Origin of the sequence: Bradyrhizobium sp. Ai1a-2 (assembly GCF_000426245.1) — a bacterium.
In the GTDB taxonomy this organism is placed as follows: Bacteria; Pseudomonadota; Alphaproteobacteria; order Rhizobiales; family Xanthobacteraceae; genus Bradyrhizobium.
This window is the reverse complement of the sequence record NZ_AUEZ01000026.1, coordinates 1-21827: the sequence shown is the minus strand read 5'-3', so window position 1 is coordinate 21827 and position 21827 is coordinate 1. Positions and strand designations below refer to the sequence as shown.

Here is a 21827-nt window from a genome sequence, read left to right as displayed (position 1 = left end):
TCCGGCTCGATGCGCTGGCGTAACCAGCCTTACGGAATAATCCGCTCGTCGCGCAGGCGGGCGAACAGATCAAAGAAGCTGTCGTCGGTCGCCTGGTAGTCCAGGAAGCCGAGCTTGCGGCTCTTGCTCATATCGGTGACGACCTCGATCGGGCGGCCGAGGTCGGCATCGGTGTGCCAGGCCGAAGCGAGCACGCCGAGATCGTGCTCGGCCAAACGATGTTTTCGCGCGATGTCGGACCAGATTGGACCGGCATCGGCCAATTGCCGCTCCAGCGGAATCCCTTCGCCTGGAAATGGCGCCGGCTCGAGGTTGAACCAGTCGGCCAATCGCCGCCACATCCAGCTCCAGCGAAACACATCGCCATTGACGACGTTGAAGGCTTGATTGCGGGCGGCAGGCGTTGTCGCCGCCCATTCCAGATGGCGTGCGAGCAGCCGTGCATCCGTCATGTCGGTGAGGCCATTCCACTGCGTCGCGGAGCCCGGAAACAGGAAGGGACGTCCGGTCTCGCGGCAAATGGTGGCGTAGACCGCGAGCGTCACGCCCATGTTCATCGCGTTGCCCACGGCATAGCCGATGATGGTGTGGGGACGATGGACGCTCCAGCCAAAGCCGTCGCGCTTGGCCGCGGCGAACACCTCGTCTTCCTGGGCGTAGTAGAAATTCTCGATATCGAGCCGCGGCTGGTCTTCCCGAAACGGCGTGGCGGGCAGGCTGCCCTTGCCGTAATTTTCGAACGGACCAAGATAGTGCTTGAGCCCGGTCACGAGCGCGACATGCCTGACCGAGCGCGCGGGCGACAACGCATCGAGCAGGTTGCGCACCATTGCGGAGTTGACCCTGATATTCTCGGCCTCGGTGTTCTGCCGCAACCACGTGCTGATGAACACGTCCGTCGGTCTCAGATCCTGCAGCCCCTTGCGAACCGATGCGGGATCTAGCAGGTCCGCCGCCACGGGCTGCACGCCATCGATGTTCGTCGGCGGCCGACGCGCCAGCGCGTAAACCTGCCAACCCTGCCGACGAAGGTGCCGGACCAGATTATTGCCGACGATACCGCTCGCACCGACGACCAGCGCCGAACCCGCCATGTTCCAGCCTCCTCGAATCTTGATGAGGAGATAGGATTGGCCGATGCATCAGCCAGGGCAACCGCGCCGGGAATAACGCCTTCGTGAGCGCCGCAGCGCCGTAGCCCGGGTGGAGCGCCAGCGTAACCCGGGGCCGCTCGCAATCGTTGATGCGGATGTCCCGGGTTGCGCTTCGCTCCACCCAGGCTACGGCCGCTGACAACCCCGTCATTGCGAGCGAAGCGAAGCAATCCACGCCGCGGCAAGCTGAGAGATGGATTGCTTCGCTCCGCTCGCAATGACGGAAAGGGGCCCAGGCCCCGACTACTCCATCACCGCCGCATGGTCCGATGATGCCTGCGACTGCGACCGCAGCGCCGCCTTGGTCGAGCCGATCATGATCGCAAGCGGAATCGAGGCCAGGATGAACACCATCACGAGCTGGTAGTCGTGCGCGAATGCGATGATCTGTGCCTGCGCCGCGACGATCTTATCTGCCATCGCGCGGCCGGCGTCGGTGTTCATATTGATCATGCCAGTGACGTTAGGCATCTGCAGCGCGTGGTTGAACGGGTTGATGTGCTCGGACAGCGTCGCATAGATGCGCCGGGAGCCTTCCGTGAGCTGCGCGATCACGATGGAGATGCCGATCGAGCTCGCGACGTTGCGCAGCAAGGTCAGCATCGAGGTGCCATCCGTGCGCAGATGATTGGGCAGGGTTAGGAACGCCACGGTCGAGAGCGGCACGAACACCAGTCCGAAGCCGAAGCCCTGCGCGATGCTCACGAGCACGATCTCGGTTGCGCCGGTCTGGTCGGTCCAGCCGGTCATCACGAACAGCGATGCCGCGGTCAGCGCCAGGCCGGAGATGATCAGCGTGCGCGCCTCGATGAAGCGCATCATGCGTCCGACCAGCATCATCGCAACGAAGGTGCCGCAGCCGCGGCTCGCCAGCAGCACGCCTGCGGTGATGATGGGATAGCCGATCACGTTCTGCAGATAAGGCGAGGACAGCGCCATGGTCGAGTAGAGCACGAGCCCCATCACGGTCATGAACACGCAGCCGCCGACGAAATTCTTGTCCTTGAACAGCTCGAACCGGATGAACGGCTTTGATGTCGTGAACGAATGGGCGAAGAAATAGTAGAAGCCGATGCCGCTGATGATGAACTCGGCGATAATCTCGTTGGATTCGAGCCAGCCGAGCTGCTCGCCGCGGTCGAGCGCGAGCTGCAGCGAGCCGATCGCGACCGCGAGCGCGCCGAAGCCGAACCAATCGAAGCGCAGGTTCAAATCCTGCTTGGTCTCGTCCATGAAGACGATGAGGCCGAGCACGGTGATGGCGCCGAACGGGAGGTTGACGAAGAACACCCAGTGCCAGGAATAGGTCTCGGTCAGCCAGGCGCCGAGCGACGGGCCCATGATCGGGCCCATCATCACGCCCATGCCCCAGATCGACATCGCCTTGGCGCGCTCATGCAGCGCGTAGGAGTCGAGCATTACGGCCTGCGACAGCGGCACCAGCGCCGCGCCGAACACGCCCTGCAACAGGCGGAACAGCACCATCTGGGTAATGTCCTGTGCCAGGCCGCACAGCACGGAAGCCACGGTGAAGCCGGCTGAGCAGATGATGAAGACGCGCTTGCGCCCGAACCGGTTGGCGATCCAGCCCACCGGCGCGGTCATGATCGCGGCCGCCACGATGTAGGACGTCAGCACCCAGTTGATCTGGTCCTGCGACGCCGACAGCGTGCCCTGCATATAAGGCAGCGCGACATTGGCGATGGTGGTGTCCAGCGCCTGCATGATCGTCGCCGTCATGGCGCAGATCGTCACCATGTTCCGGCGCAGGCCGGGCACCATGCTGGGCGAGGGGACGGGAGCGGACATTTGTAGCTTATCGCGTGATGCTAGTTGGTGGAATCGGTGTGGCCGCAAGAACCACCTCTCCCCGCCGGGGAGAGGTCGCGCCGAAGGCGCGGGTGAGGGGGATCAGGTCCCACGAGAGAGCGTAACCCCTCACCCGGATCGCATCTTGCGATGCGATCCGACCTCTCCCGATGGGAGAGGTGGACAGCGCCGACGCGGCAACAACTCGATCTGATTTCATCAGACCTAGTCCTGCTCGTGGGTCGCCGCGGCCGAGGACAGGCCGAGCAGGCCGGACAGCGTGCGGCGGTGGTTGGTGTCGATGGTCGCGTAGACGCTCATGCCCGCCTTCAGCTTGCGCACCATCTTGTCGTTCTTGTCGAAGTAGATCCTGACCGGCACGCGCTGCACGACCTTCACGAAGTTGCCGGTCGCGTTCTGCGGCGGCAGGATCGCGAACTGTGCGCCGGTGCCCGGCGAGAGCGAGCCGATCGTGCCCTTGAACAGGTGGTTCGGGAACGCGTCGACCTCGAGCTCGACCGGCTGGCCGACCGCGACATAGGTGAAGTCGGATTCCTTCGGGTTGGCGTCGACCCAGGGGTTCGCCACATCGATGATGGAGAACACCGGCGTGCCGGCGGCGACGAAGCGCCCGAGCTGAATCTGCTCGACCTGGGTTGCGACGCCCGCCATCGGCGCGCGCATCACGGTGTGGTCGAGGTTGCGCTGGGCATCATCGAGCTTCGCCTTCGCCTGCGCGTAAGGCGGGAATTGCTCGAGCGGCAGCTCGGGATTGCCGAGCAGCTGCGCCTTCGAACTGGAGATCTGCTGCTTGATGAACTCGGCTTGCGCGCTCGCGGTCACAAGCGACGTCGCGGCGTTGTCGAGGTCGAGCTGCGAGCCGAAATTGCTCTTCACCAGCGACTGCTTGCGGTCGACGTCACGCTGTTTCAGGTCGACCCCGCGTTGCGCCAGATCGAGCATTTGTCCGTAGATTCTGATATTGGCGACCAAATTGTCATAGGTCGTGCGCGCCTGGTCGAGCGCACCCTTGGCTTGGTCCACCGCAAGGCGGAACGGCACCGGGTCGATCTCGAACAGCACGTCGCCTTCCTTGACCTGCTGGCCTTCCTTGACCACGACCTTCTCGATCTTGCCGGAGATGTCGGGCGTGATCAGCACCTTCTGCGCGCCGACATAGGCGTCGTCGGTCGACACGTAGCGGCCGCCATTCAGATAGAAGACGACGCCGCCAACCAGCGCCACCAGCGGCAGAACGACGAGCAGGAGGAAGCGGCGATAGCGCCGCAAGCCTGCCACCAGTCCGCGCGGCTGATCGGTCTTCGGCGGCGACGAAGCCGGATTGTTCCTCTGCTCGGGCGCGAGTTTCAGTACGGGATCAGCCATAGCGCTGCTCCTTTCTGGGAGGTTCGCCGGCCGGGGCTTGGATGGCATTGCGGACGTTTTCCTTGATTAATTCGAGTTGGGCGAGCAGGCGGTGGGCATCGGCGGGATTGATGCCTTCCATCGCTGCCGCGGTGAGTTCGGAGCGGAGGCCGGCGAGCTTGGCGAGCAGCGGGCGCGCCGCCTTGCGCAGATAGAGCCGGTTGACGCGACGGTCGTTCTCGTCGCCGCGGCGCTCGATCCAGCCATTGTCGCAGAGCTTGTCGATCAGCCGCGTCAGCGTGATCGGTTGCATATCGAGCTGCTCGGCGAGCTCGGTCTGCTTCATTCCCTCGCTGCGCTCGACCTTGGCCAGCACCGCCCATTGCGCGCGGGTGATTCCGTAGCGCGCGGCTTCCTTGTCCGCGTAGACGCGGATCAGGCGAAACAATTCACCAAGCGTGAACATGAAGTTCGCATCGACGGAACCCGGCATGACCCACCCTCCATAAGCTTTGGCTATAATAAGCTAGCTTATGATTTCCGCATGCCCGGTTAGCGGAAGGCAGCTCCGCTCGGAGAACATGGCTGGGAACGCGACGAGTCCCGGGGCTTTGGGATCGCCTGTCAGGCTGTTAAATTGATGGGTATGACGTTGGCAAAACCCACATTTCCCGCGCCCGACCACGATCACGGCCGCTGCACTGCGGACGGGATTGCGCATGCCGAGGAGGTCTGCGCACGGCGGGCGCAGAAGTTCACGCCGATCCGCCGCCAGGTGCTCGGGGCGCTATTGTCCAGCCACCGGCCGCTCGGCGCCTATGAGGTGATCGACGAGCTTGCCAAATCGATGCCGCGCCCGGCGCCGATTACCGTCTACCGCGCGCTCGATTTCCTGATGGAAAATGGCCTCGTCCACCGCATCGAAAGCCGGAACGCGTTCCTGGCCTGCGCCCACGACCATGACGAGACCTCGATGGTGGCGTTCCTGATCTGCGACCGCTGCGGCGCAGTCGGCGAAATCCCGGCAGCGCCGGTGGCTCAGAGCCTGAAGGCCGCGGCGCGCGCGGCCGGCTTTGCCCCGAAGCTGTCGGTCGTCGAGATCGCCGGCACCTGCGCGCATTGCCAGAAAGAAGCCAGATCCGTTTCCTGATTGAATTGAAGACGCGGAAGCCCCTGTTCCGGATTCCAAACGATAACACGGCGCCAAGCCGGAAACCGAGGCAACATGTCAACGCAAACCATCTCCAGCGTCGCCGCACCCGGGCGCGCGCTCACCCCGGGCGCGGTCGCGATCATGCTGATGCTGTGCGTGAGCTGGGGATTCAACCAGATCGCGGTCAAGCTCGCGCTGCCGGACATTCCGCCGATGCTGCAGGCGATGTTCCGCTCCGCCGGCGCGTTGCCGGTGATGCTGATCGTGGGCTGGCTGCGCGGCGTCAAATTCTTCGAACGCGACGGCACGCTTCTGGCCGGCCTGGTCGCGGGCTTGATGTTCGGCATCGAATTTGTGCTGATCTTCAGCGGCCTGATGTTCACCTCGGCGTCGCGTGCGTCGGTATTTCTCTATACGGCTCCGTTCTTCGTCGCGCTCGGCTCCTACCAGTTCCTCGGCGAGCGGCTTTCCGCTTTGCAGTGGGGCGGCCTCGCCTTGAGTTTTGCCGGTGTCGCGCTCGCAATCGGCGTGCCGCAGCCGGATGTCGACGCGAAAGTATTGCTGGGCGATCTCATGGTGGTCGGTGGCGGCGCGCTATGGGCTGCTACCACGCTGGTCGCTAAGGGGACGGCGCTGCGCAGGGCCGCGCCGGAAAAGGCGCTCGGCTACCAGGTCGCCCTGTCGATTCCGATCCTGGGTATCGCCTCGTGGCTTACGGGAGAAACGATCACCCATTTTCCGAGCCCGCTGTCGCTCGCGTTGATGACGTATCAGGCGATCTGGGTGGTGGGCTGCACCTTCGTGATCTGGTTTGCGATGGTGAAGATATATTCCGCCAGCAAGCTGTCGTCCTTCACCTTCATCACGCCGCTGTTCGGCGTCGTCGCAGCCTACATGATCATGCACGACACGCTGACAGCCGTCTTCGGCGTCGCGGCGCTGTTGGTGATCGTTGGCCTCTATCTCGTCAACAAGCCTGATCCCAAGGTAACCCCAGACCCCAACGTGCCGGCGTGAGCCACCGCTGTCATTCCGGGGCGCGCGTAGCGCGGAGAGAACTCGCGCCTACCCCCGCTCGATCGGGAGTGTCTCGTCCTTGGCCCATTCGCCTATCGAGGCGTCGTAGAGGGTGAGGTTGTCGTAGCCGAGCCGATGGAGCTGGAACAGGTCGACGGTCGCGGAAATGCCGCCGCAATAGGCGATCACGCGCTTGTCCTTGCTGATGCCCTGGCTCGCGAATTTTGCTTCCGCCTCCGCCGGCGCAACGAACGTCTTCGCCGCCGGGTCAAGCAATGTCGCCGCCGGCACATTGACGCTGCCGGGAATGCGCCCCGGCCGGCCGTAGCGGCTGGCCTCGAGGCCCAGATGGAATTGCGGACCCAGCGCATTGACGGTGACGGTGCCCAGGTCCCCGCGCGCGGCGAGCACGTCGTCCTTGCCGACGAAGAAACCCGTTCGCGGTTTCCCGGCGAACGTTGCCGGCCGATAGCCTTTGGCGGGGCCGGTCTCGAGCGGGCGGCCTTCCGCCTTCCACTTGTCCAGGCCGCCGTCGAGCACGGAGGCCCCGTCGAAGCCCACCGATTTCAGCATCCACCAGAAGCGCGTCGCCCACATCGGGGTGCCGATCGAATACAGCACCACCCGGCTGTCGGGACCGATCCCGTGGCGGCCGAATGCCGCCTCGAGCTGGGCGACGTGGGGCATCATGAACCGCAGTTCCGTGTTCGGATCGGAGAATTCGCCCTGCAGATCGAGAAAATCGGCGCCCGCGATATGGCCGGCCTCGAACGTCGCTGTCCCTGGCACCGCAATATAGGGGATGCCGCTGCCTTCGGGCGCGGGCTCCAGATAGGTCGTACAGTCGAACAGGCGAAGATTCGGCTGCTGCAGGATATCGGCAAGTTCCGCTGTGGTGATAAGCCCATTCCCGGTCGCCATCTTCGCCTCCCGCACTTTGTGTTTCGCTGTAAGCTACGGCACGCGGCAGGGGGTGAAAAGCCGCCCTCTCATGTTCGCGGCCCCTTTAATCCCCCGAATCCGGGCCGATATAGCGGTCAGCCGCCGGACGGCGACAGGTCTCGCACTGATCTTCACTTCGGGTGCAACTTGTTGAATCTCCGTTAGAAAATATGTGATCCAATAAAGCTCCAGCCCGCCTTAGTGCCCCCTTGGTGAATGTCACCAAAACCTGATATTCGAGACGCCATGAACAAGCCCGAACTCTTGAGCGATGTCGCCGGCCCGAATCCGCGGCATCAGACAACCCAGGTCATGGTCGGCCATGTCGCCGTCGGCGGGGGCGCCCCGATCGTCGTGCAGTCGATGACCAACACCGACACCGCCGATGTCGACGGCACCATCGCCCAAGTCGCGGCCCTTTCCCGCGCCGGCTCGGAGATGGTCCGCATCACCGTCGACCGGGAGGAGGCTGCTGCCGCCGTCCCGCACATCCGCGATGGCCTGCGCAAGCGCGGCATCAACACGCCCCTGATCGGTGACTTCCACTATATCGGCCACAAGCTGCTCGCCGAATATCCGGCCTGCGCCGAGGCGCTCGACAAGTACCGCATCAATCCCGGCAATGTCGGCTTCAAGAACAAGCGCGATTCGCAGTTCGCCGACATCATCGAGATCGCCAACAAGAACGACAAGCCGGTCCGCATCGGCGCGAACTGGGGTTCGCTCGACCAGGAACTGCTGACCAAGCTGATGGATGAGAACACGGCCTCGCCGAATCCGCGCGATGCCCGCGCGGTGACGCGCGAAGCCATGGTGCAATCGGCGCTGTTGTCGGCGGCCCGCGCCCAAGAACTCGGCATGCCCAAGAACCGCATCATCCTGTCGGCCAAGGTCTCGGCCGTCCAGGATTTGATCGCGGTCTATCAGGATCTGGCGCGCCGCTCGGACTATGCGATCCATCTCGGTCTCACCGAGGCCGGCATGGGATCGAAGGGCATCGTCGCCTCGTCCGCCGCGCTCGGCATCCTCCTGCAGGACGGCATCGGCGACACCATCCGCATCTCGCTGACGCCCGAGCCCGGCGGCGATCGCACGCTGGAAGTCCAGGTCGCGCAGGAACTGCTGCAAACGATGGGTTTCCGCACCTTCGTGCCGCTGGTTGCGGCTTGCCCAGGTTGCGGCCGCACGACTTCGACCACCTTCCAGGAGCTGGCGCGCTCGATCCAGGATTTCATCCGTGACGAGATGCCGAGCTGGAAGACGAAGTATCCCGGCGTCGAGCAGCTCAACGTCGCCGTGATGGGCTGCATCGTCAACGGCCCCGGCGAATCCAAGCACGCCAATATCGGCATCTCGCTTCCGGGCACCGGCGAAGCGCCGGCTGCGCCGGTGTTCGTCGACGGCAAGAAGTTCCGCACCCTGCGCGGCCCCTCGATCGCCGCCGACTTCAAGGCGCTGGTGATCGACTACATCGACCAGCGCTACGGCCAGGGCGGCAGCGTGCCGAACACGGTGACGGCGGCAGAGTAAGTTGCTCCGCCGACCGCCCCCTCTCCGCTGTCGTCCCCGCGAAGGCGGGGACCCATAACCACAGGATTTTGTGGTTAGGCAGCGTGTCACGCCGAGTTATCGCAAAACACAATCCTGTGGTTATGGGTCCCGGCTCAAGGCCGGGACGACGGATTGATTGCGCTTCGCTCCATCCGGGCTACGATGCTCCCAACAACAACGATTGGGAGCAACACCCATGAGCTCGCTGTCCGGCAAGCAAGGTCCCCGCTACAAGCATCTCTCCGACGAAAGCGAGCCCTACGAGACCATCAGCGTCGAAAAGCTGACGCCGATCATCGGCGCGGAGATTTCCGGCGTTGATATCGCAGAGCTTGTCTCCGACGACGCGCGCTCCAATCGCCAGATGGACGAGATCCATCGCGCGCTCGCCGAGAATCTCGTGATCTTCTTCCGCGACCAGCGTATCGCGCCGAAGGACCATCTCGCCTTTGGCCGCAAGTTCGGCGAACTGCACGTCCATCCCGCCGCGCCGCATGAGGGCGAGGATCCCGCGCTGATGAAGATCTACGCCGACAAGGATTCACCGCGCGCCAATGGCGAAGGCTGGCATTCGGACGTATCCTGCGATCTCGAGCCGCCGATGGGCTCGATCCTCTACATCAGGCAGTGCCCGCCGCACGGCGGCGACACGCTGTTCGCCAACATGTATGCGGCCTATGAGGCGCTGTCGGACCGGATGAAGGCCTATCTCGACGGGCTCACCGCGCTGCATGACGGCGAGCCGATCTATCGCGGGCTCTATGCCAATTACGGCGTCGCCGACAAGCCGAACTATCCCCATGCCGAGCATCCGGTGGTGCGCACGCATCCGGTGACGGGAAAGAAGGCGCTCTATGTCAATCGCGGCTTTACGCGCCACATTTCAGGCGTTCCCCGCGACGAGAGCGACGCGATCCTCGCCTATCTCTACCAGCATGCGGAAAACCCGCTGTTCCAGTGCCGCTTCCGCTGGACCGAGAACGCGATCGCGTTCTGGGACAATCGCTGCACCCAGCACCGCGCGATGTGGGACTACTGGCCCCACACCCGCGCCGGCACGCGCGTCACGGTGAAGGGCGAGCGGCCGGTGTAGCGGTGCACGCAGGACGGCGCGCCGCGACCTGTCACGTGTAGAACATCTGGAAGTCGATGCGGATGTCGGCGAGGCTCATTGCATCCTCATCGATCTCGCTCTGGAGTGATGCGATCGCCTGCTTGAGCTGCTCGACGAGGGCTGGATTGCGCGTTGGTTGAGTCTCCGCCTTCCTCAGGCTGGCTTCGAGGACGACGAGCCTGCGCCGTTCGTCGCGGATCCTGATTTCCAGGTTCGCGATCATTCGCTCGAAGAGCGCGCATCCGCCACGAATGGCGGTTTGGACCTCGGCTTCCGACGTCGCCATCTGAGCATCCTTTCCTGAACGAAGGCCTGGTAGTGCGATCGTCCGTATCACCTTCACCTGAAATTGCGTGTGATAAAGATCACAATCCCCACATGTGACATGTTGATGCGGCGCGCGTTGACCGGCGCGGGCCCTTGCGCCAAGCTTCCTTACAACCAAAACAAGAATCGGGAGGACGCCCTATGCTCCGCGCGGAAGACAACAGGTTCCTGACCGAAAGTGGGCCTGGGACAGGAATGGGCGAGCTGTTGCGCCGTTTCTGGCTGCCGGTGCTGCTGTCGGAGGAACTGCCCGAGCCTGACAGCGAGCCGAAGAAGATCATCGTCCTCGGCGAGGAGCTGCTCGCCTTCCGCGACTCACGCGGCGTCGTCGGCGTCATCGATCAATATTGCCCGCATCGCGGCGCCAATCTCTGGCTTGGCCGCAACGAAGAGTGCGGCATCCGCTGCGTCTATCACGGCTGGAAGTTCGACACCGACGGCCGCTGCGTCGACATGCCGACCTCCTATCCCGATCTCAACGCCAAGGATCACATCCGCATCAAGTCCTATCCGGTGCGCGAATGGGGAGACATGATCTGGGCCTATATGGGTCCGGCCGATGCCGTGCCGGAACTGCCGGCGCTGGAGATGGCGCTGGTGCCGCCGTCGCACCGCTACGTCAGCAAGAAGTGGCAGGATTGCAACTGGGTGCAGGCGCTGGAAGGCTCGATCGATACCGCGCATTTCACGTTTGCGCATTTGTGGTTCGAGAAGGAGGAGAACGAGATCCTCGACATCAAGAGGCATTTCGTCAATCCGCTGGTGCGGGTGGCGACCGAGCACATGCGCTGGATCGCCGAAGACCCGCGGCCGGTGATCAAGATCAATTCGCATGATGCGGGGCTGACGATCGCGGGCGGGCGCCTCACCGGTTCCGACAACATCTACTGGCGCATCGCCCAGTTCCTGATGCCGGCTCACGCCTACGCGCCGAGCGCGATGCCGGGCGAGAACATCTTCGGCCAGAGTTTTGTGCCGGTCACCGATACCAATTGCTGGATCTACACCTATGCCTGGAATCCAGAGCGCCCGATCACGCAAGCGGAGCGTGACGCCTATGATCGCGGCAACGGTGTGATCGCCGAAGTCGACGAGAACTATGTGCCGCTGCGCAACAAGTCGAACGACTACCTGATCGATCGCAAACTGCAGAAGACCAAGAGCTACACCGGCATCAAGGGCGTCTCCGAGCAGGACGCCGCGGTGCAGGACAGCCAGGGCCCGATTGCCGACCGCACCCGTGAGCATCTCGGGCCGACCGACCTCGGCATCATGCATTTCCGCAAGCTGGTGATGGAGGCGGCCCGCGCGCTGCAGCAGGGCGAGGCGCCGCCCCATGTTGCGCACCAGGATCGTTACACCGTCCGTTCCGGCGCCTGCGTCACCAGCAAGGCGAAGGATCTGGCGGCTGTCATGATCGAGCGTTTCGGCGACCCCGCGGGCTTCGTCGGCGATCCCGGCCAGAACGCCGCGGCGGAGTAGGTCGCAGCCCCGGGTGACGTAGAAAGCCAACCCGGGAGATCTCGGCAAGCTGCCAGAGCGATCCCGGATTGCGCTTCGCTGCATCCGGGCTACGATGCTTGGCGTGTGGCGCAACCGTCCGATCATCATGACGTCGATCATCGTGCTGTCGCTCGTGTCGTTCGACACGAGATATGCCGCATGGTCGCGCGGGAATGTCAGGACCGCACCGAAAACCGTGCATTCGAAATGCGACCGGTCCAAATTCAAGCTCATCCTTGATGTCGGCCATACCGCCGAAGCGCCCGGTGCGAGGAGCGCCCGCAACCTTCGGGAATTCGATTTCAATCTCCGCCTCGCGAAACACATTGAGGACAAGTTGAAGGCCGAAGGCTTTGCGCAAACCAGCCTCTTGGTGACGGAGGGCCCGAAAAGGCCAAGCCTGTTCAAGCGCGCCAAAACCATCAACGATTCAAAGGCCGATCTGGCCCTGTCGATCCACCATGATTCGGTGCCTGATTCCTTTCTCGAAGAATGGGAGTTCGAGGGAACGAAGAGCCATTTCAGCGACCGGTTCAGCGGCTATTCGCTGTTCGTTTCTCAGGACAATCCGAAATTCTGGGCCAGCCTGAGGTTCGCCCGGCTGCTCGGCAATCGAATGAAGGAGCAGGGCCTGCAATATGCCCGCCAATACGCCCTGCCGGTGATGGGTCGGTACCGGCGAAAACTGCTGGACAAGAAAGTGGGGGTCTATCGGTACGACCAGCTCATCGTGCTGTCGCGGACCCGCGTGCCCGCCGTTCTGTTCGAGGCCGGCTCAATTATCAACCGCGACGAAGAGCTGGCAATGGCGTCCACGGAACGGCAGGACATGATCGGCGCCGCAGTGGTCGATGCCGTCAAGGAATTCTGTCCGTCGCGCTAGCGAGGGAAGCCCCCCGCTACAGCGGTATCTTCCGGTACTCGCGGTTCGCGAGGCTCGCTTCTTCCAGGTCGAGATCGCGCTCGATCCGGCGCCGCGTCTCGTCGGTGATCTTGCCGTCGCGGAGCAGGGCGTGGATGAACTTGCGCTCGGTCGAGATCAGTTCCCGCGTCAGCTCGGTGCCGTTGGCGGAGACGTCGTGGTTGTCGGGATCGAGGGCGGCCGGCAGCTGGCTGGTGCGGATATGGTGCCGCGCCCTCAGCAGCTTCACGACCTCCTCGGAGAGCTCGCGCTCGTCGACGATGGCATCCAGCGATGCGAGGCCGGCGGCTAGCGCCTCGCGCCTGGCGACAATTTCGGCTTCATGCTCGGCGATACTCTCGGCGCGACCGTCCTTGGCGATGTTCAGCCAGCCTACGACAGTGGGCAGGGTCAAGCCAAACCCCACCAGGGTGATGAAGATGACGCCGAAGGCCACGAACAGGATCATGTCGCGATAGGGAAAAGGCTCGCCGCTCGAGAGCGCGAACGGCAGCGCCAGTGCGGCGGCGAGCGACACCGCGCCGCGCACGCCGACGAAGGCGATCGCGAATGTCCATTGCCAGCGCGGCTGCGGATCACGCCGTCGCACGCGCTCGCTCAGGATCCGCGGCAAGTAGGTCGCGGGAAACACCCAGGCAAAGCGGGCGATGACGATGACCGCGATCACCAGCGCGGTGGCGGAGAGGATGTCGTCGAGCGGAAATGCCTTCGACTTTTCGTAGAGCGAACGCAACTGGAAGCCGGTGAGCAAGAACAGGATGCCTTCGATCAGGTAGATCACCAAGTCCCAGAAAAAGATGCCTTGCAGGCGGGTGGCGGAAGGAATCAAAAGCGGCCCGTTCCAGCTCACATAGAGACCGCAGGCGACCGTGGCGATCACGCCGGAGCCGCCAAAGTGTTCCGGCAGCCAATAGGCCGCATAGGGCGTGATCAGCGAGAGCGTGATCTCGACCTGCGGATCGCGCGAGTGCTGGCGGGCGCGCAGGCTCAACCATCCGACCGCGATGCCGAACGCGATCTCGCAGACGACGATAGCTGCAAATTCGCCGGTGGCTTTCGGCAGCGAGAAGGCGCCGGTGGTGATCGCCGCGAGGGCGAAGCGGTAGAGGATCAGCGCCGTGGCATCATTCGCCAGTCCCTCGCCTTCGAGTATGACGAGGATGCGGCGGGGCAGATGGAGTCGCCGCGCAATCGCAAGGGGGGCGACCACGTCGGGCGGCGCCACGATCGCGCCAAGCAGGAACCCGACCTCCCAGGGCAGCCCGATCAGGTAATGAGTGGCGGTCGCCACCGCAGCCGCCGTGAAGATCACGCAGCCGACGGCGAGCAGCACGATCGGACGAAGGCTGTTCTTGAACTCGCGCCAGCTCATGGCCACCGCGGCCATGTAGATCAGCGGCGGCAGCACCAGGAGCAGCACCAGTTCCGGCGGCAATTCGATGCTGGGCATGCCCGGTACGAAGGCGAGCGCGATGCCGGCCAGCATCAACAGGATGGCGGGCGCGACATTGAGGCGCCGCGCCACCAGCGCCGTGCCTGCCAGCACGGTGAGCAGGATGAGGAAGGTCTGGTACATGGCTTCCATGGCCGGTCCAGTTGGCCCGGAAGCACAGGCGAGGTCAATGCGCGAGTACGGCTCGACCGTGCGAGATCGAAAAAGCTGCCGTCCGAATCCGCTACAGCGTGATCCGGAAAAGTGGAAACCGGCTTTCGGGCGAGCTTACTCCCGCAGGTCGTACCGATAGGATTTCGAGACGATCTGCCAGCCGTCGTTCAGCTTCATCGCCACCAGGTAGTCGGTGAAATAGCGCGGCGGCAATTGGCAGCGGACCTTGATGAAGGCCGTGGAGTCATCCGAACGGTCGATGGTGACAATGAAATCCTCGCGCGGCTTGCCTTCCGCCTTCGCCGACGGCCGCTTGCGGATCCGGTCGAGCCAGTCCGGCACGGTCAGCACCTGAAGCTGGCCCTTTTCCAGCCAGCGCAGGTCGGCGGACGGGTGAAACATCGCGCCGAGCTTATCGGCGTCGCCCTCATAGAGCCCGTCGAAATAGTTCTGCACGACGGCTTCGACGGTTGATCGGTCTTGGCTCATGGTTCGTTCCTCCCTCGTGCCACTATCGGTCTGGTGTGAATTAAGCCATGAAGTGATGCGTTAGGCCATCGATGACTTTCCCATCATCCGCGACGGAGACGCCCGTGGTCCAGTCGGAAAAATCGAACGCTCGCATGCTCCGTGGCGAATGCTTCTGCCGAGCCGTGCGCTATAGCGTGGCCGACGAATTTGCCTATTCCATGAATTGCCACTGCTCGAATTGCCGACGGGCGACCGGGTCGGCGTTCAAGCCGTTTGCCGGTATCTCGCGTGACCGCTTCGCGGTTGTCAGCGGCGGCGATCGCCTTCTGATCTACGGCGACGAGACCGCGCACGATGCCCACTGCGGGAGCTGCGGTTCGCTGCTCTTTTCGGTGGTCCGCGAAGGGACGTTCGTCCATGTCACCATGGGAACCCTGCTGGATGAGCCCTCGATCCGGCCGAACGCGCATATCTTCGTAGGCTCCAAGGCGCCGTGGTATGCGATCACTGATAGTCTGCCGCAATATCAGGAGCATGTCGTCGCACGCTGATCGGGCCGGGTAACCGAACCAGTCGCCTAGCCCCTTCGGACCGGAATTGCATGGATATCGGCCGGTTGGCAGGCCGAACCATCGTTCGTCCGGCGGTACTAAAGCTTATCGGATGGTGCAGCCCGTTCGTGACCTGGCTCACCAAACCCTGCTCCGGCTTCTGATAGGCTTTGTTATCATATTGAGCAGGCGGTTTTTGAAGGTGCGATGATGAAATCGATTGGATTTCCGGGATTGCATCGGTTCGTTCTGGCGCTGTTCCTGCTTCTGATCGGCCAGCCGGCCTTCGCCGAGAAGCGCGTGGCGCTGGTGATCAGCAATGCGGCCTATCAGAACGTCGCGCCGCTCCCCAACCCCGTCAATGACGGCGCGCTGATCGCGGCGACGCTGAAGGACGCCGGTTTCGACGTGGTGGATTTCCGCCGCGATCTTCCGGCGGTTGAGACCCGCCGCGCGCTGCGCGACTTTGCCGATCGTACCCGCGATGCCGAGATCGCCGTGGTCTATTACGCCGGCCATGGCATCGAGGTCGACGGCGCCAATTACCTCATTCCGGTCGATGCCAGGCTGGAACGCGACACCGACGTCTATGACGAGGCATTTTCGCTCGACCGGATCCTGATCGCGATCGAGCCGGCCAAGAAGCTGCGGCTCGTCATCCTCGATGCCTGCCGCGACAATCCCTTTGCCAAGACCATGAAGCGCACGGTGGCCTCGCGCGCGATCGGGCAGGGCCTCGCCAAGGTCGAGCCGACCAGCCCGAACGTCCTGATCGCCTATTCCGCCAAGGCCGGCTCCACCGCCGCCGATGGCGACGGCAAGAACAGCCCTTTCACATCAGCGCTCTCGAAACACCTGACGACGCCCGGGCTCGATGTGCGGCGCGCGTTCGGCTACGTCCGCGACGACGTGCTGAAGTCGACCAATAACCGCCAGGAGCCGTTCGTCTATGGCTCGCTCGGCGGCGAGGATGTGCCGCTGGTGCCGGCGCCTGCCAAGGCGGCGTCGCCTGCCGCGCCCGCGCTGAGCCCGCAGGCTGACATCCGCCGCGACTACGAGCTGGCGTTGCAGGTCGGCAACAAGAGCGCGCTCAATGCCTTCCTCGCGCAATATCCCGACGGCTTCTATGCGAGCCTTGCCAAGCTCCAGCTCGAGAAGATCGCCGCCGAGGAAGCCCGCGTCGCCGCCACGGAGAAGGCGCGGGCGGCGGAACAGGAGCGCGCCCGCCTCGCCGCCGAAGGTGCGCAGAAGGCCCAGCAGGCCAAGGCGGCCGCCGACGCCAAGGCTGCCGAACAGGCGCGTATCGCCGCCGAAAAGGCCAAGCAGGTCGCGCAGGAGCAGGCGGCGGTCGCCGAGCAGAAGCGCCTTGCGGCCGAAAAGGCATCGGCCGACAAGATCGCCGCCGAGAAGGCCGTAGCCGACAAGGCTGCCGCGGATCAGGCGACCGCCGCGCCCGTGGCGGCGCCGGTCGATAAGGACAAGGCGGTGAATGTCGCCGCGCTCAGCACCGGCTCACCGCAAGTCGACGTCACGAAGTCGGTGCAGACCGAGCTGCGCCGAGTCGGCTGCCTCACCGGTACAGCCGATGGCGAGTGGAACGCCGCCTCGCAGCGGTCGCTAACGCTGTTCAATCGCTATGCCGGAACCAGGCTCGACACCAAGGTGGCCAATGCCGACACGCTCGATGCCATCAAGCAGAAATCCTCGCGCGTCTGCCCGCTCGTCTGCGAGCAGGGCTATAAGCCCGACGGCGATCGTTGCACGAAGATCGCCTGCGGGGCGGGCTCGTTCCTCAACGACAGCAATGAGTGCGAGAAGCGGCGCGAGAAGAAGCCGGTCGCCAAGCGCGATTCCGACGATCGGCCGGCGCGGCGCGAGCGCGCCGAGCGGCCAACGCGCGATCGGCCCGATGTCCGCACGCGCCGGCCGGTCGCTTCGTCAGGCGGCGGGGGAGGGCAGGTGGTGTGCGACCGCGGCGGCTGCCGCCCGGTCTCCCGCGGTTGCCACCTCGAATTCCGCACCACTGCGCAAGGCGGCCCATACGAGGGCGGCGGCGGCAACGTTCAGGTCTGCAATTAGAGCGTTTTCGAGCGAAGTGGATGCCGGTTCGCGTGAAGAAAACGCGTCAAAATAAGAATCTAGATCGCGCTCGCCGCGATATTGACCATCAACGCCAGCAGCGCCGTATTGAACACGAAGGAGATGATGCCGTGCACGGTCGCGGTGCGGCGTATGATCCTGTCAGTGATGCCGACATCGGAGACCTGCGCGGTCATGCCGATCACGAACGAGAAGTAGACAAAATCCCAATAGTCGGCCTCGATGCGTTCCCTCCCGCTGGGAAACTGCAGGCCGCCCGGTTCCTTGCCGCGATAATATTCGTGTGCATAGTGCAGCGAAAAGGCGGTGTGGACCAGCGCCCAGGATAGGGCGATGGTGACGATCGCAAGCGTCAGCGCTTCCGGGCTGCTCTTGGAGGCGCCGAGCTCGAAGATGATGGCGGCAAGGCTGGCGAAGGCGCCGAACGCGGTGACAAGCAGGATCAGGAACCGGCCGTCGTCCTGCAGGATGGCGTTGCGGCGGATGTAGGCGATGGTGCATTGGAGCATCATCGTGAAGGCGAGGGCGAGATACAGCGCGACGAAGATATCCCAGCCGATCAAGAGCCGCGTCACCGGCCGCAGCGGCTGCGGCAGCAGGAAAAACGCGGCGACGCCCACTGCGATCGAAGTGAAGATGCGCGGCCGCGAATACACCACGCGGACGGCCTTCGGCAGTTTCCGGAAGCGAACAAGGCGTTCCTCGAATTCCTTGCTCATGCTCCGCCCTGTTTGCTCTATCCGATTGTAACGGTCAGACCGCGAACTCGTTCACCTCCCCCGCAAGCGGGGGAGGGAGCGCAGCGTCGCCTCGGGCTGGCAGTCTAATTCTTGCGCTCGGCGACGAATCGCGCCGCCGCGCGCAGCACGTCGCCCTTCGGTCCGAACAATGACAGGGCGGCATCGGCGCGGGCCAGGAGGTCGCGGACGCGCTGCTTGGCGCCCTCGATACCGAGCTGGGTGACGAAGGTGGTCTTGCCGAGCGCTGCGTCCTGGCCGGTCTGCTTGCCGAGCGCGGCAGCATCGCCCTCGACGTCGAGCAGGTCGTCGGCGATCTGGAAGGCTTCGCCGAGCGCGCGGCCGAAATCGTCGAGCGCCTGATATTCTTTCTCCGAGGACTGACCGAGGATGGCGCCGGCGATGCAGCCGAAGCGGAGCAGCGCGCCGGTCTTCATCTGCTGCAGCCGCGCCACGTCCACCGGCTCGCGGTCGCCGAACCGGCCTTCGCCGGCAAGGTCGAGCATCTGCCCGCCCGCCATGCCGCCGACGCCGGAGGCGCGCGCCAGCGCCCGGGTCAGCGCCAGCCTGACGCCGGCATCGCGATGGATCTCGTCGCGGGTGATGATGTCGAAGGCGATGGTGAGCAGCGCGTCGCCGGCAAGGATCGCGGTCGCGTCGTCATAGGCCTTGTGCAGGGTGGGGCGGCCGCGGCGCAGATCACTGTTGTCCATCGCCGGCAGGTCGTCATGGATCAGGGAGTAGCAGTGGATGCATTCCAGCGCGGCGCCTGCCATCAGCGCGGCATTGCGCGGCACGCCGAACACCGCCGCACTCTCGACCACCAGGAACGGCCGCAGGCGCTTGCCGCCGCCGAGGCTCGAATAGCGCATGGCCTCGATCAGCCGCTTCGGCCGGACGATCTCGTCCTTCTCCACGGTGTCGGCCAAGAGTTTCGCCAGCAGGGCCTCGGTATCGTCAGCGGTCTGGTCCAGCCGCGTGGCGAATTCTGCAGTACCGGTCGTCATTAAGAATTGCTCCAGATCGGATTCCGGGGGCGGACAATCGTTGATGGCACCGGCTTCGTCAATTCCGCCCGCCGGCCGGAAGTGCCTTAAAAGCGCTGGAAAAACCGCCAATTGTCGCAAAATCTCATCCGAAACCGGCCAATATTGCCGGCCGCGCCGACCCGCTTTCAGCCGGAACCTCCGATTTGCGCATTGTCCGGATCCTTTTGCTGCTGCTGGTGGCCGTATTGCTCCTGCCCTACGTGTTGACGCCGCTTTACCGGTCCGGCCATCCGGTCTCGGCGCTGATGGCCTGGCGTACCCTGAAGGGCGCGCCGGTCACGCGGCAATGGGTCGATTTCAACGCGATCTCGCCGTATCTCCCCCGCTCGGTGGTGGGCTCGGAGGATTCGAGGTTCTGCAGCCATCGCGGCATCGACTGGGACGCGCTGCAGGATGCGATCGACGATGCCGAGGACGGCGAGCCGAGCCGGGGCGGCTCGACCATCACCCAGCAGGTCGCCAAGAACCTGTTCCTGTGGCCGGGCCGCAGCGTGGTCCGCAAGGCGCTGGAACTGCCGCTCGCGATGTGGATCGATTTCGTGCTCTCGAAGCAGCGGATCCTGGAAATCTACCTGAATATCGCGGAGCTAGGCCCGTCGGGCCAGTTCGGGGCCGAGGCCGGCTCCCAATACGCCTTCGGCCATTCGGCAGCGACCCTGTTGCCGCGCGAGGCGGCGCTGTTGGCGGCGATCCTGCCCAATCCGGTCAAGCGCAGCGCCCGCAATCCCGGTCCCGGCGTGCGCCGCCTCGCCGCCACCTATATGGCCCGCGCCAGCGCGGTCCAGCGCTGCTGGAGCGAAAATCGCGGATTTTGAGCCCGTTTCGGGCGGCTTTTGGCGCTGCCGGCCCTAGCTTTACGCCATGCCTTCCTCTATAAGCGCGGGCTTATCGGCATCGCAGCTCGCTTTTGACGCGCGTCCTTAATTTCGGACGATGCCTCCGCAGCACCCCTAGAGGACCGTTATGGCTGTTCCCAGAAGAAAAACCTCGCCGTCGCGCCGTGGCATGCGCCGTTCGGCGGATGCGATCAAGAAACCGACCTATGTCGAGGACAAGGACTCCGGCGAACTGCGCCGCCCGCACCACCTCGACCTCAAGACCGGCATGTACAAGGGCCGCCAGGTCCTGAAGAAGAAAGAATCCTGATCCTCGCGGGGTCGGACAAGATTTGGATTCCCGGCTCTGAGGGCAGGGCCGGGATCACGATTGAATGGGCCGCCTGAAATCGGCCAATGAGTGCGATCAGACGGTCCAGGTCGGCGCGTCGGGTGTGATCCGGGAAGAGTGGCACCGGTTTCCCTCGCGACAAACGCGTAGCGTTTGCGCGGAGGTCATGCTCAAACAATGAAATGAGATCATGGTCTGATTCAACCTGATCGGATCACGCTCTCGGGGCGTTTCGCTCCCGGTTTCCTTCGCTAAGGCCTCGCTCGCATGGTCGGTTTTCCGCTGCTGCTGATTCCGCTCGCGGTCTACAACATCATCGTCTTCCTGATGCCAGGCGTTTCCCTGGTCGATCCGCTGGTGACGGTGACGCTGATGTCGGGGGCGGAATGGCCGATAACGCTCAGTGACATCCTGCTTGCGCTCGGCATCCTCCTGTTGTTGCTCGAGGTCATCAAGGGCGCGCGTCCGGGCGCCAAATTCGTGATGGATCACCTGCTGTCGCTGATCGTGTTCGGCGCGGCAGCCGCCGAATTCGTGCTGTGGCCAAAATTCGGCACCTCGACCTTTGGCCTGCTGACACTACTGGCACTGGTGGATTTCATCTCCGGGATTGCGCTGCGCACCCGCCGTCGTGCGGCGGTCGCGCCCGCAGCACGGGTGCAGCAAATCGAGCCGGAGCCTGCCCTGCCACCGCAACCCGCGCCGATACCCCAGCCGGCTCCCGCGCCGGCCTCGCCACCCGCTGCCTCAACGCCTTCAGCGAACACGGTGCCGCCGGCGGCCTCGGTCGCTGAATCAGTGCTGCTGGATCACTCCAAGCCGACGCAGGCGCAACCCACGATCGCCTCCCCGGACCTCCAGCCGGGCCGCAATCCGCCCAGCGAACCGGAGCAGCGCTGACCGGCGACTGGAGCGTTTTCGAGCGAAGTGGACATCGGTTTGTCGTCCGTGAAGAATCGCCCAAGCCATTGATGTGGAGTCGATTTTTCGGTCGTGAGGGGGTTTGAGATTGCAAGCTTTCGGGGTTTGACGCCGCAAAAGCTTGCAAATCTGCATTTGAGGATACCGCCGAATCGCGCGTCGTGATTCCCTCGGTCTGACCGGAGGGGACGATGAAGCCAAAGGAACGACGCGACAGCGGACAGGCCGATCTTCTGCGCTCCCGGCTGGACGCGATCCTCGACATGGATCATGCACTGGTGAAGCTTTCGCGGACGATCGACTGGTCGGTCCTGGAACAGCGGTTCGGTGCGGTGTATGAGGACAAGGCGGGCCGGCCGCCACTGCCG

Annotated in this window: 21 protein-coding genes and 1 pseudogene; 12 read left to right on the top strand and 10 right to left on the bottom strand. The window is 64.0% G+C overall.

Going from position 1 to position 21827, the window contains the following annotated elements:
* Positions 1–29: 29 nt before the first annotated feature.
* The 4 genes from K288_RS0117885 to K288_RS0117870 form a co-directional block, all read right to left on the bottom strand.
* The gene (locus K288_RS0117885) at positions 30–1094 is read right to left on the bottom strand and encodes an SDR family oxidoreductase (protein ID WP_027580789.1); all 1065 of its coding nucleotides are present in this window, start codon (positions 1092–1094) and stop codon (positions 30–32) included.
* A 303-nt stretch (positions 1095–1397) separates the two neighbouring features.
* On the bottom strand, positions 1398–3011 hold the full coding sequence (locus K288_RS0117880) for an MDR family MFS transporter (RefSeq protein ID WP_256378833.1): 1614 nt from the start codon (positions 3009–3011) through the stop codon (positions 1398–1400).
* 177 nt (positions 3012–3188) lie between these two features.
* Complete coding sequence (locus K288_RS0117875) at positions 3189–4349, bottom strand: HlyD family secretion protein (RefSeq protein WP_027580787.1); 1161 nt, start codon at positions 4347–4349, stop codon at positions 3189–3191.
* On the bottom strand, positions 4342–4821 hold the full coding sequence (locus K288_RS0117870; RefSeq protein ID WP_027580786.1) for a MarR family transcriptional regulator: 480 nt from the start codon (positions 4819–4821) through the stop codon (positions 4342–4344). The genes K288_RS0117875 and K288_RS0117870 overlap by 8 nt, the downstream gene beginning before the upstream one ends.
* A gap of 153 nt (positions 4822–4974) precedes the next feature.
* Here K288_RS0117870 and K288_RS0117865 point away from each other — a divergent pair, with 153 nt between their 5' ends.
* Positions 4975–5478, top strand: a complete 504-nt coding sequence (locus K288_RS0117865; RefSeq protein WP_027580785.1) for a transcriptional repressor — start codon at positions 4975–4977, stop codon at positions 5476–5478.
* Positions 5479–5553: 75 nt separating this feature from the next.
* Positions 5554–6498, top strand: a complete 945-nt coding sequence (locus K288_RS0117860; protein WP_027580784.1) for a DMT family transporter — start codon at positions 5554–5556, stop codon at positions 6496–6498.
* 48 nt (positions 6499–6546) lie between these two features.
* Here the strand turns inward: K288_RS0117860 and K288_RS0117855 are convergent, their stop codons facing one another.
* Positions 6547–7419: a sulfurtransferase gene (locus K288_RS0117855; RefSeq protein ID WP_027580783.1), complete on the bottom strand. Its 873-nt coding sequence runs from the start codon at positions 7417–7419 to the stop codon at positions 6547–6549.
* A gap of 267 nt (positions 7420–7686) precedes the next feature.
* Between K288_RS0117855 and ispG the strand changes: the two genes are divergently transcribed.
* The gene (ispG, locus tag K288_RS0117850; protein ID WP_027580782.1) at positions 7687–8970 is read left to right on the top strand and encodes a flavodoxin-dependent (E)-4-hydroxy-3-methylbut-2-enyl-diphosphate synthase; all 1284 of its coding nucleotides are present in this window, start codon (positions 7687–7689) and stop codon (positions 8968–8970) included.
* 217 nt (positions 8971–9187) lie between these two features.
* Entirely contained in the window at positions 9188–10084 is an 897-nt protein-coding gene (locus K288_RS0117845) for a TauD/TfdA family dioxygenase (RefSeq protein ID WP_027580781.1), read from the top strand.
* A gap of 31 nt (positions 10085–10115) precedes the next feature.
* Here the strand turns inward: K288_RS0117845 and K288_RS0117840 are convergent, their stop codons facing one another.
* The gene (locus tag K288_RS0117840; protein ID WP_027580780.1) at positions 10116–10391 is read right to left on the bottom strand and encodes a hypothetical protein; all 276 of its coding nucleotides are present in this window, start codon (positions 10389–10391) and stop codon (positions 10116–10118) included.
* A 182-nt stretch (positions 10392–10573) separates the two neighbouring features.
* Between K288_RS0117840 and K288_RS0117835 the strand changes: the two genes are divergently transcribed.
* Both K288_RS0117835 and K288_RS0117830 read left to right on the top strand, forming a co-directional pair.
* Positions 10574–11914 carry a Rieske 2Fe-2S domain-containing protein gene (locus tag K288_RS0117835; RefSeq protein ID WP_027580779.1) on the top strand — a complete coding sequence of 447 codons (1341 nt, stop codon included), beginning with the start codon at positions 10574–10576 and terminating at the stop codon, positions 11912–11914.
* Between the two features lie 103 nt (positions 11915–12017).
* Complete coding sequence (locus K288_RS0117830) at positions 12018–12818, top strand: N-acetylmuramoyl-L-alanine amidase (RefSeq protein WP_027580778.1); 801 nt, start codon at positions 12018–12020, stop codon at positions 12816–12818.
* Positions 12819–12834: 16 nt separating this feature from the next.
* Here the strand turns inward: K288_RS0117830 and K288_RS0117825 are convergent, their stop codons facing one another.
* Together K288_RS0117825 and K288_RS0117820 are read right to left on the bottom strand one after the other, a co-directional pair.
* Entirely contained in the window at positions 12835–14442 is a 1608-nt protein-coding gene (locus K288_RS0117825) for a Na+/H+ antiporter (RefSeq protein ID WP_027580777.1), read from the bottom strand.
* 135 nt (positions 14443–14577) lie between these two features.
* Positions 14578–14952 (bottom strand): nuclear transport factor 2 family protein, encoded by a 375-nt coding sequence (locus tag K288_RS0117820; protein WP_027580776.1) that lies wholly within the window; start codon positions 14950–14952, stop codon positions 14578–14580.
* Between the two features lie 104 nt (positions 14953–15056).
* On the opposite strand from K288_RS0117820, the gene K288_RS0117815 reads away from it, so the two are divergent.
* Together K288_RS0117815 and K288_RS0117810 are read left to right on the top strand one after the other, a co-directional pair.
* Entirely contained in the window at positions 15057–15485 is a 429-nt protein-coding gene (locus K288_RS0117815; protein ID WP_027580775.1) for a GFA family protein, read from the top strand.
* 210 nt (positions 15486–15695) lie between these two features.
* Positions 15696–17564, top strand: coding sequence for a caspase family protein (locus K288_RS0117810; RefSeq protein WP_043160148.1), 1869 nt, complete (start codon positions 15696–15698; stop codon positions 17562–17564).
* Between the two features lie 59 nt (positions 17565–17623).
* Here the strand turns inward: K288_RS0117810 and K288_RS0117805 are convergent, their stop codons facing one another.
* A complete protein-coding gene (locus tag K288_RS0117805; RefSeq protein WP_027580773.1) occupies positions 17624–18304 on the bottom strand; it encodes a DUF1345 domain-containing protein in 681 nt (226 codons plus the stop codon).
* A gap of 104 nt (positions 18305–18408) precedes the next feature.
* Positions 18409–19329 carry a polyprenyl synthetase family protein gene (locus K288_RS0117800; RefSeq protein WP_027580772.1) on the bottom strand — a complete coding sequence of 307 codons (921 nt, stop codon included), beginning with the start codon at positions 19327–19329 and terminating at the stop codon, positions 18409–18411.
* A gap of 185 nt (positions 19330–19514) precedes the next feature.
* Between K288_RS0117800 and mtgA the strand changes: the two genes are divergently transcribed.
* The 4 genes and pseudogenes from mtgA to K288_RS54745 all read left to right on the top strand — a co-directional run.
* Entirely contained in the window at positions 19515–20186 is a 672-nt protein-coding gene (mtgA, locus tag K288_RS0117795) for a monofunctional biosynthetic peptidoglycan transglycosylase (protein ID WP_027580771.1), read from the top strand.
* A gap of 148 nt (positions 20187–20334) precedes the next feature.
* On the top strand, positions 20335–20517 hold the full coding sequence (rpmF, locus tag K288_RS0117790) for a 50S ribosomal protein L32 (RefSeq protein WP_007598106.1): 183 nt from the start codon (positions 20335–20337) through the stop codon (positions 20515–20517).
* A 288-nt stretch (positions 20518–20805) separates the two neighbouring features.
* The gene (locus tag K288_RS0117785; protein ID WP_027580770.1) at positions 20806–21438 is read left to right on the top strand and encodes a hypothetical protein; all 633 of its coding nucleotides are present in this window, start codon (positions 20806–20808) and stop codon (positions 21436–21438) included.
* A gap of 212 nt (positions 21439–21650) precedes the next feature.
* Positions 21651–21827, top strand: a pseudogene (locus tag K288_RS54745) (IS5/IS1182 family transposase); the annotation flags it as partial.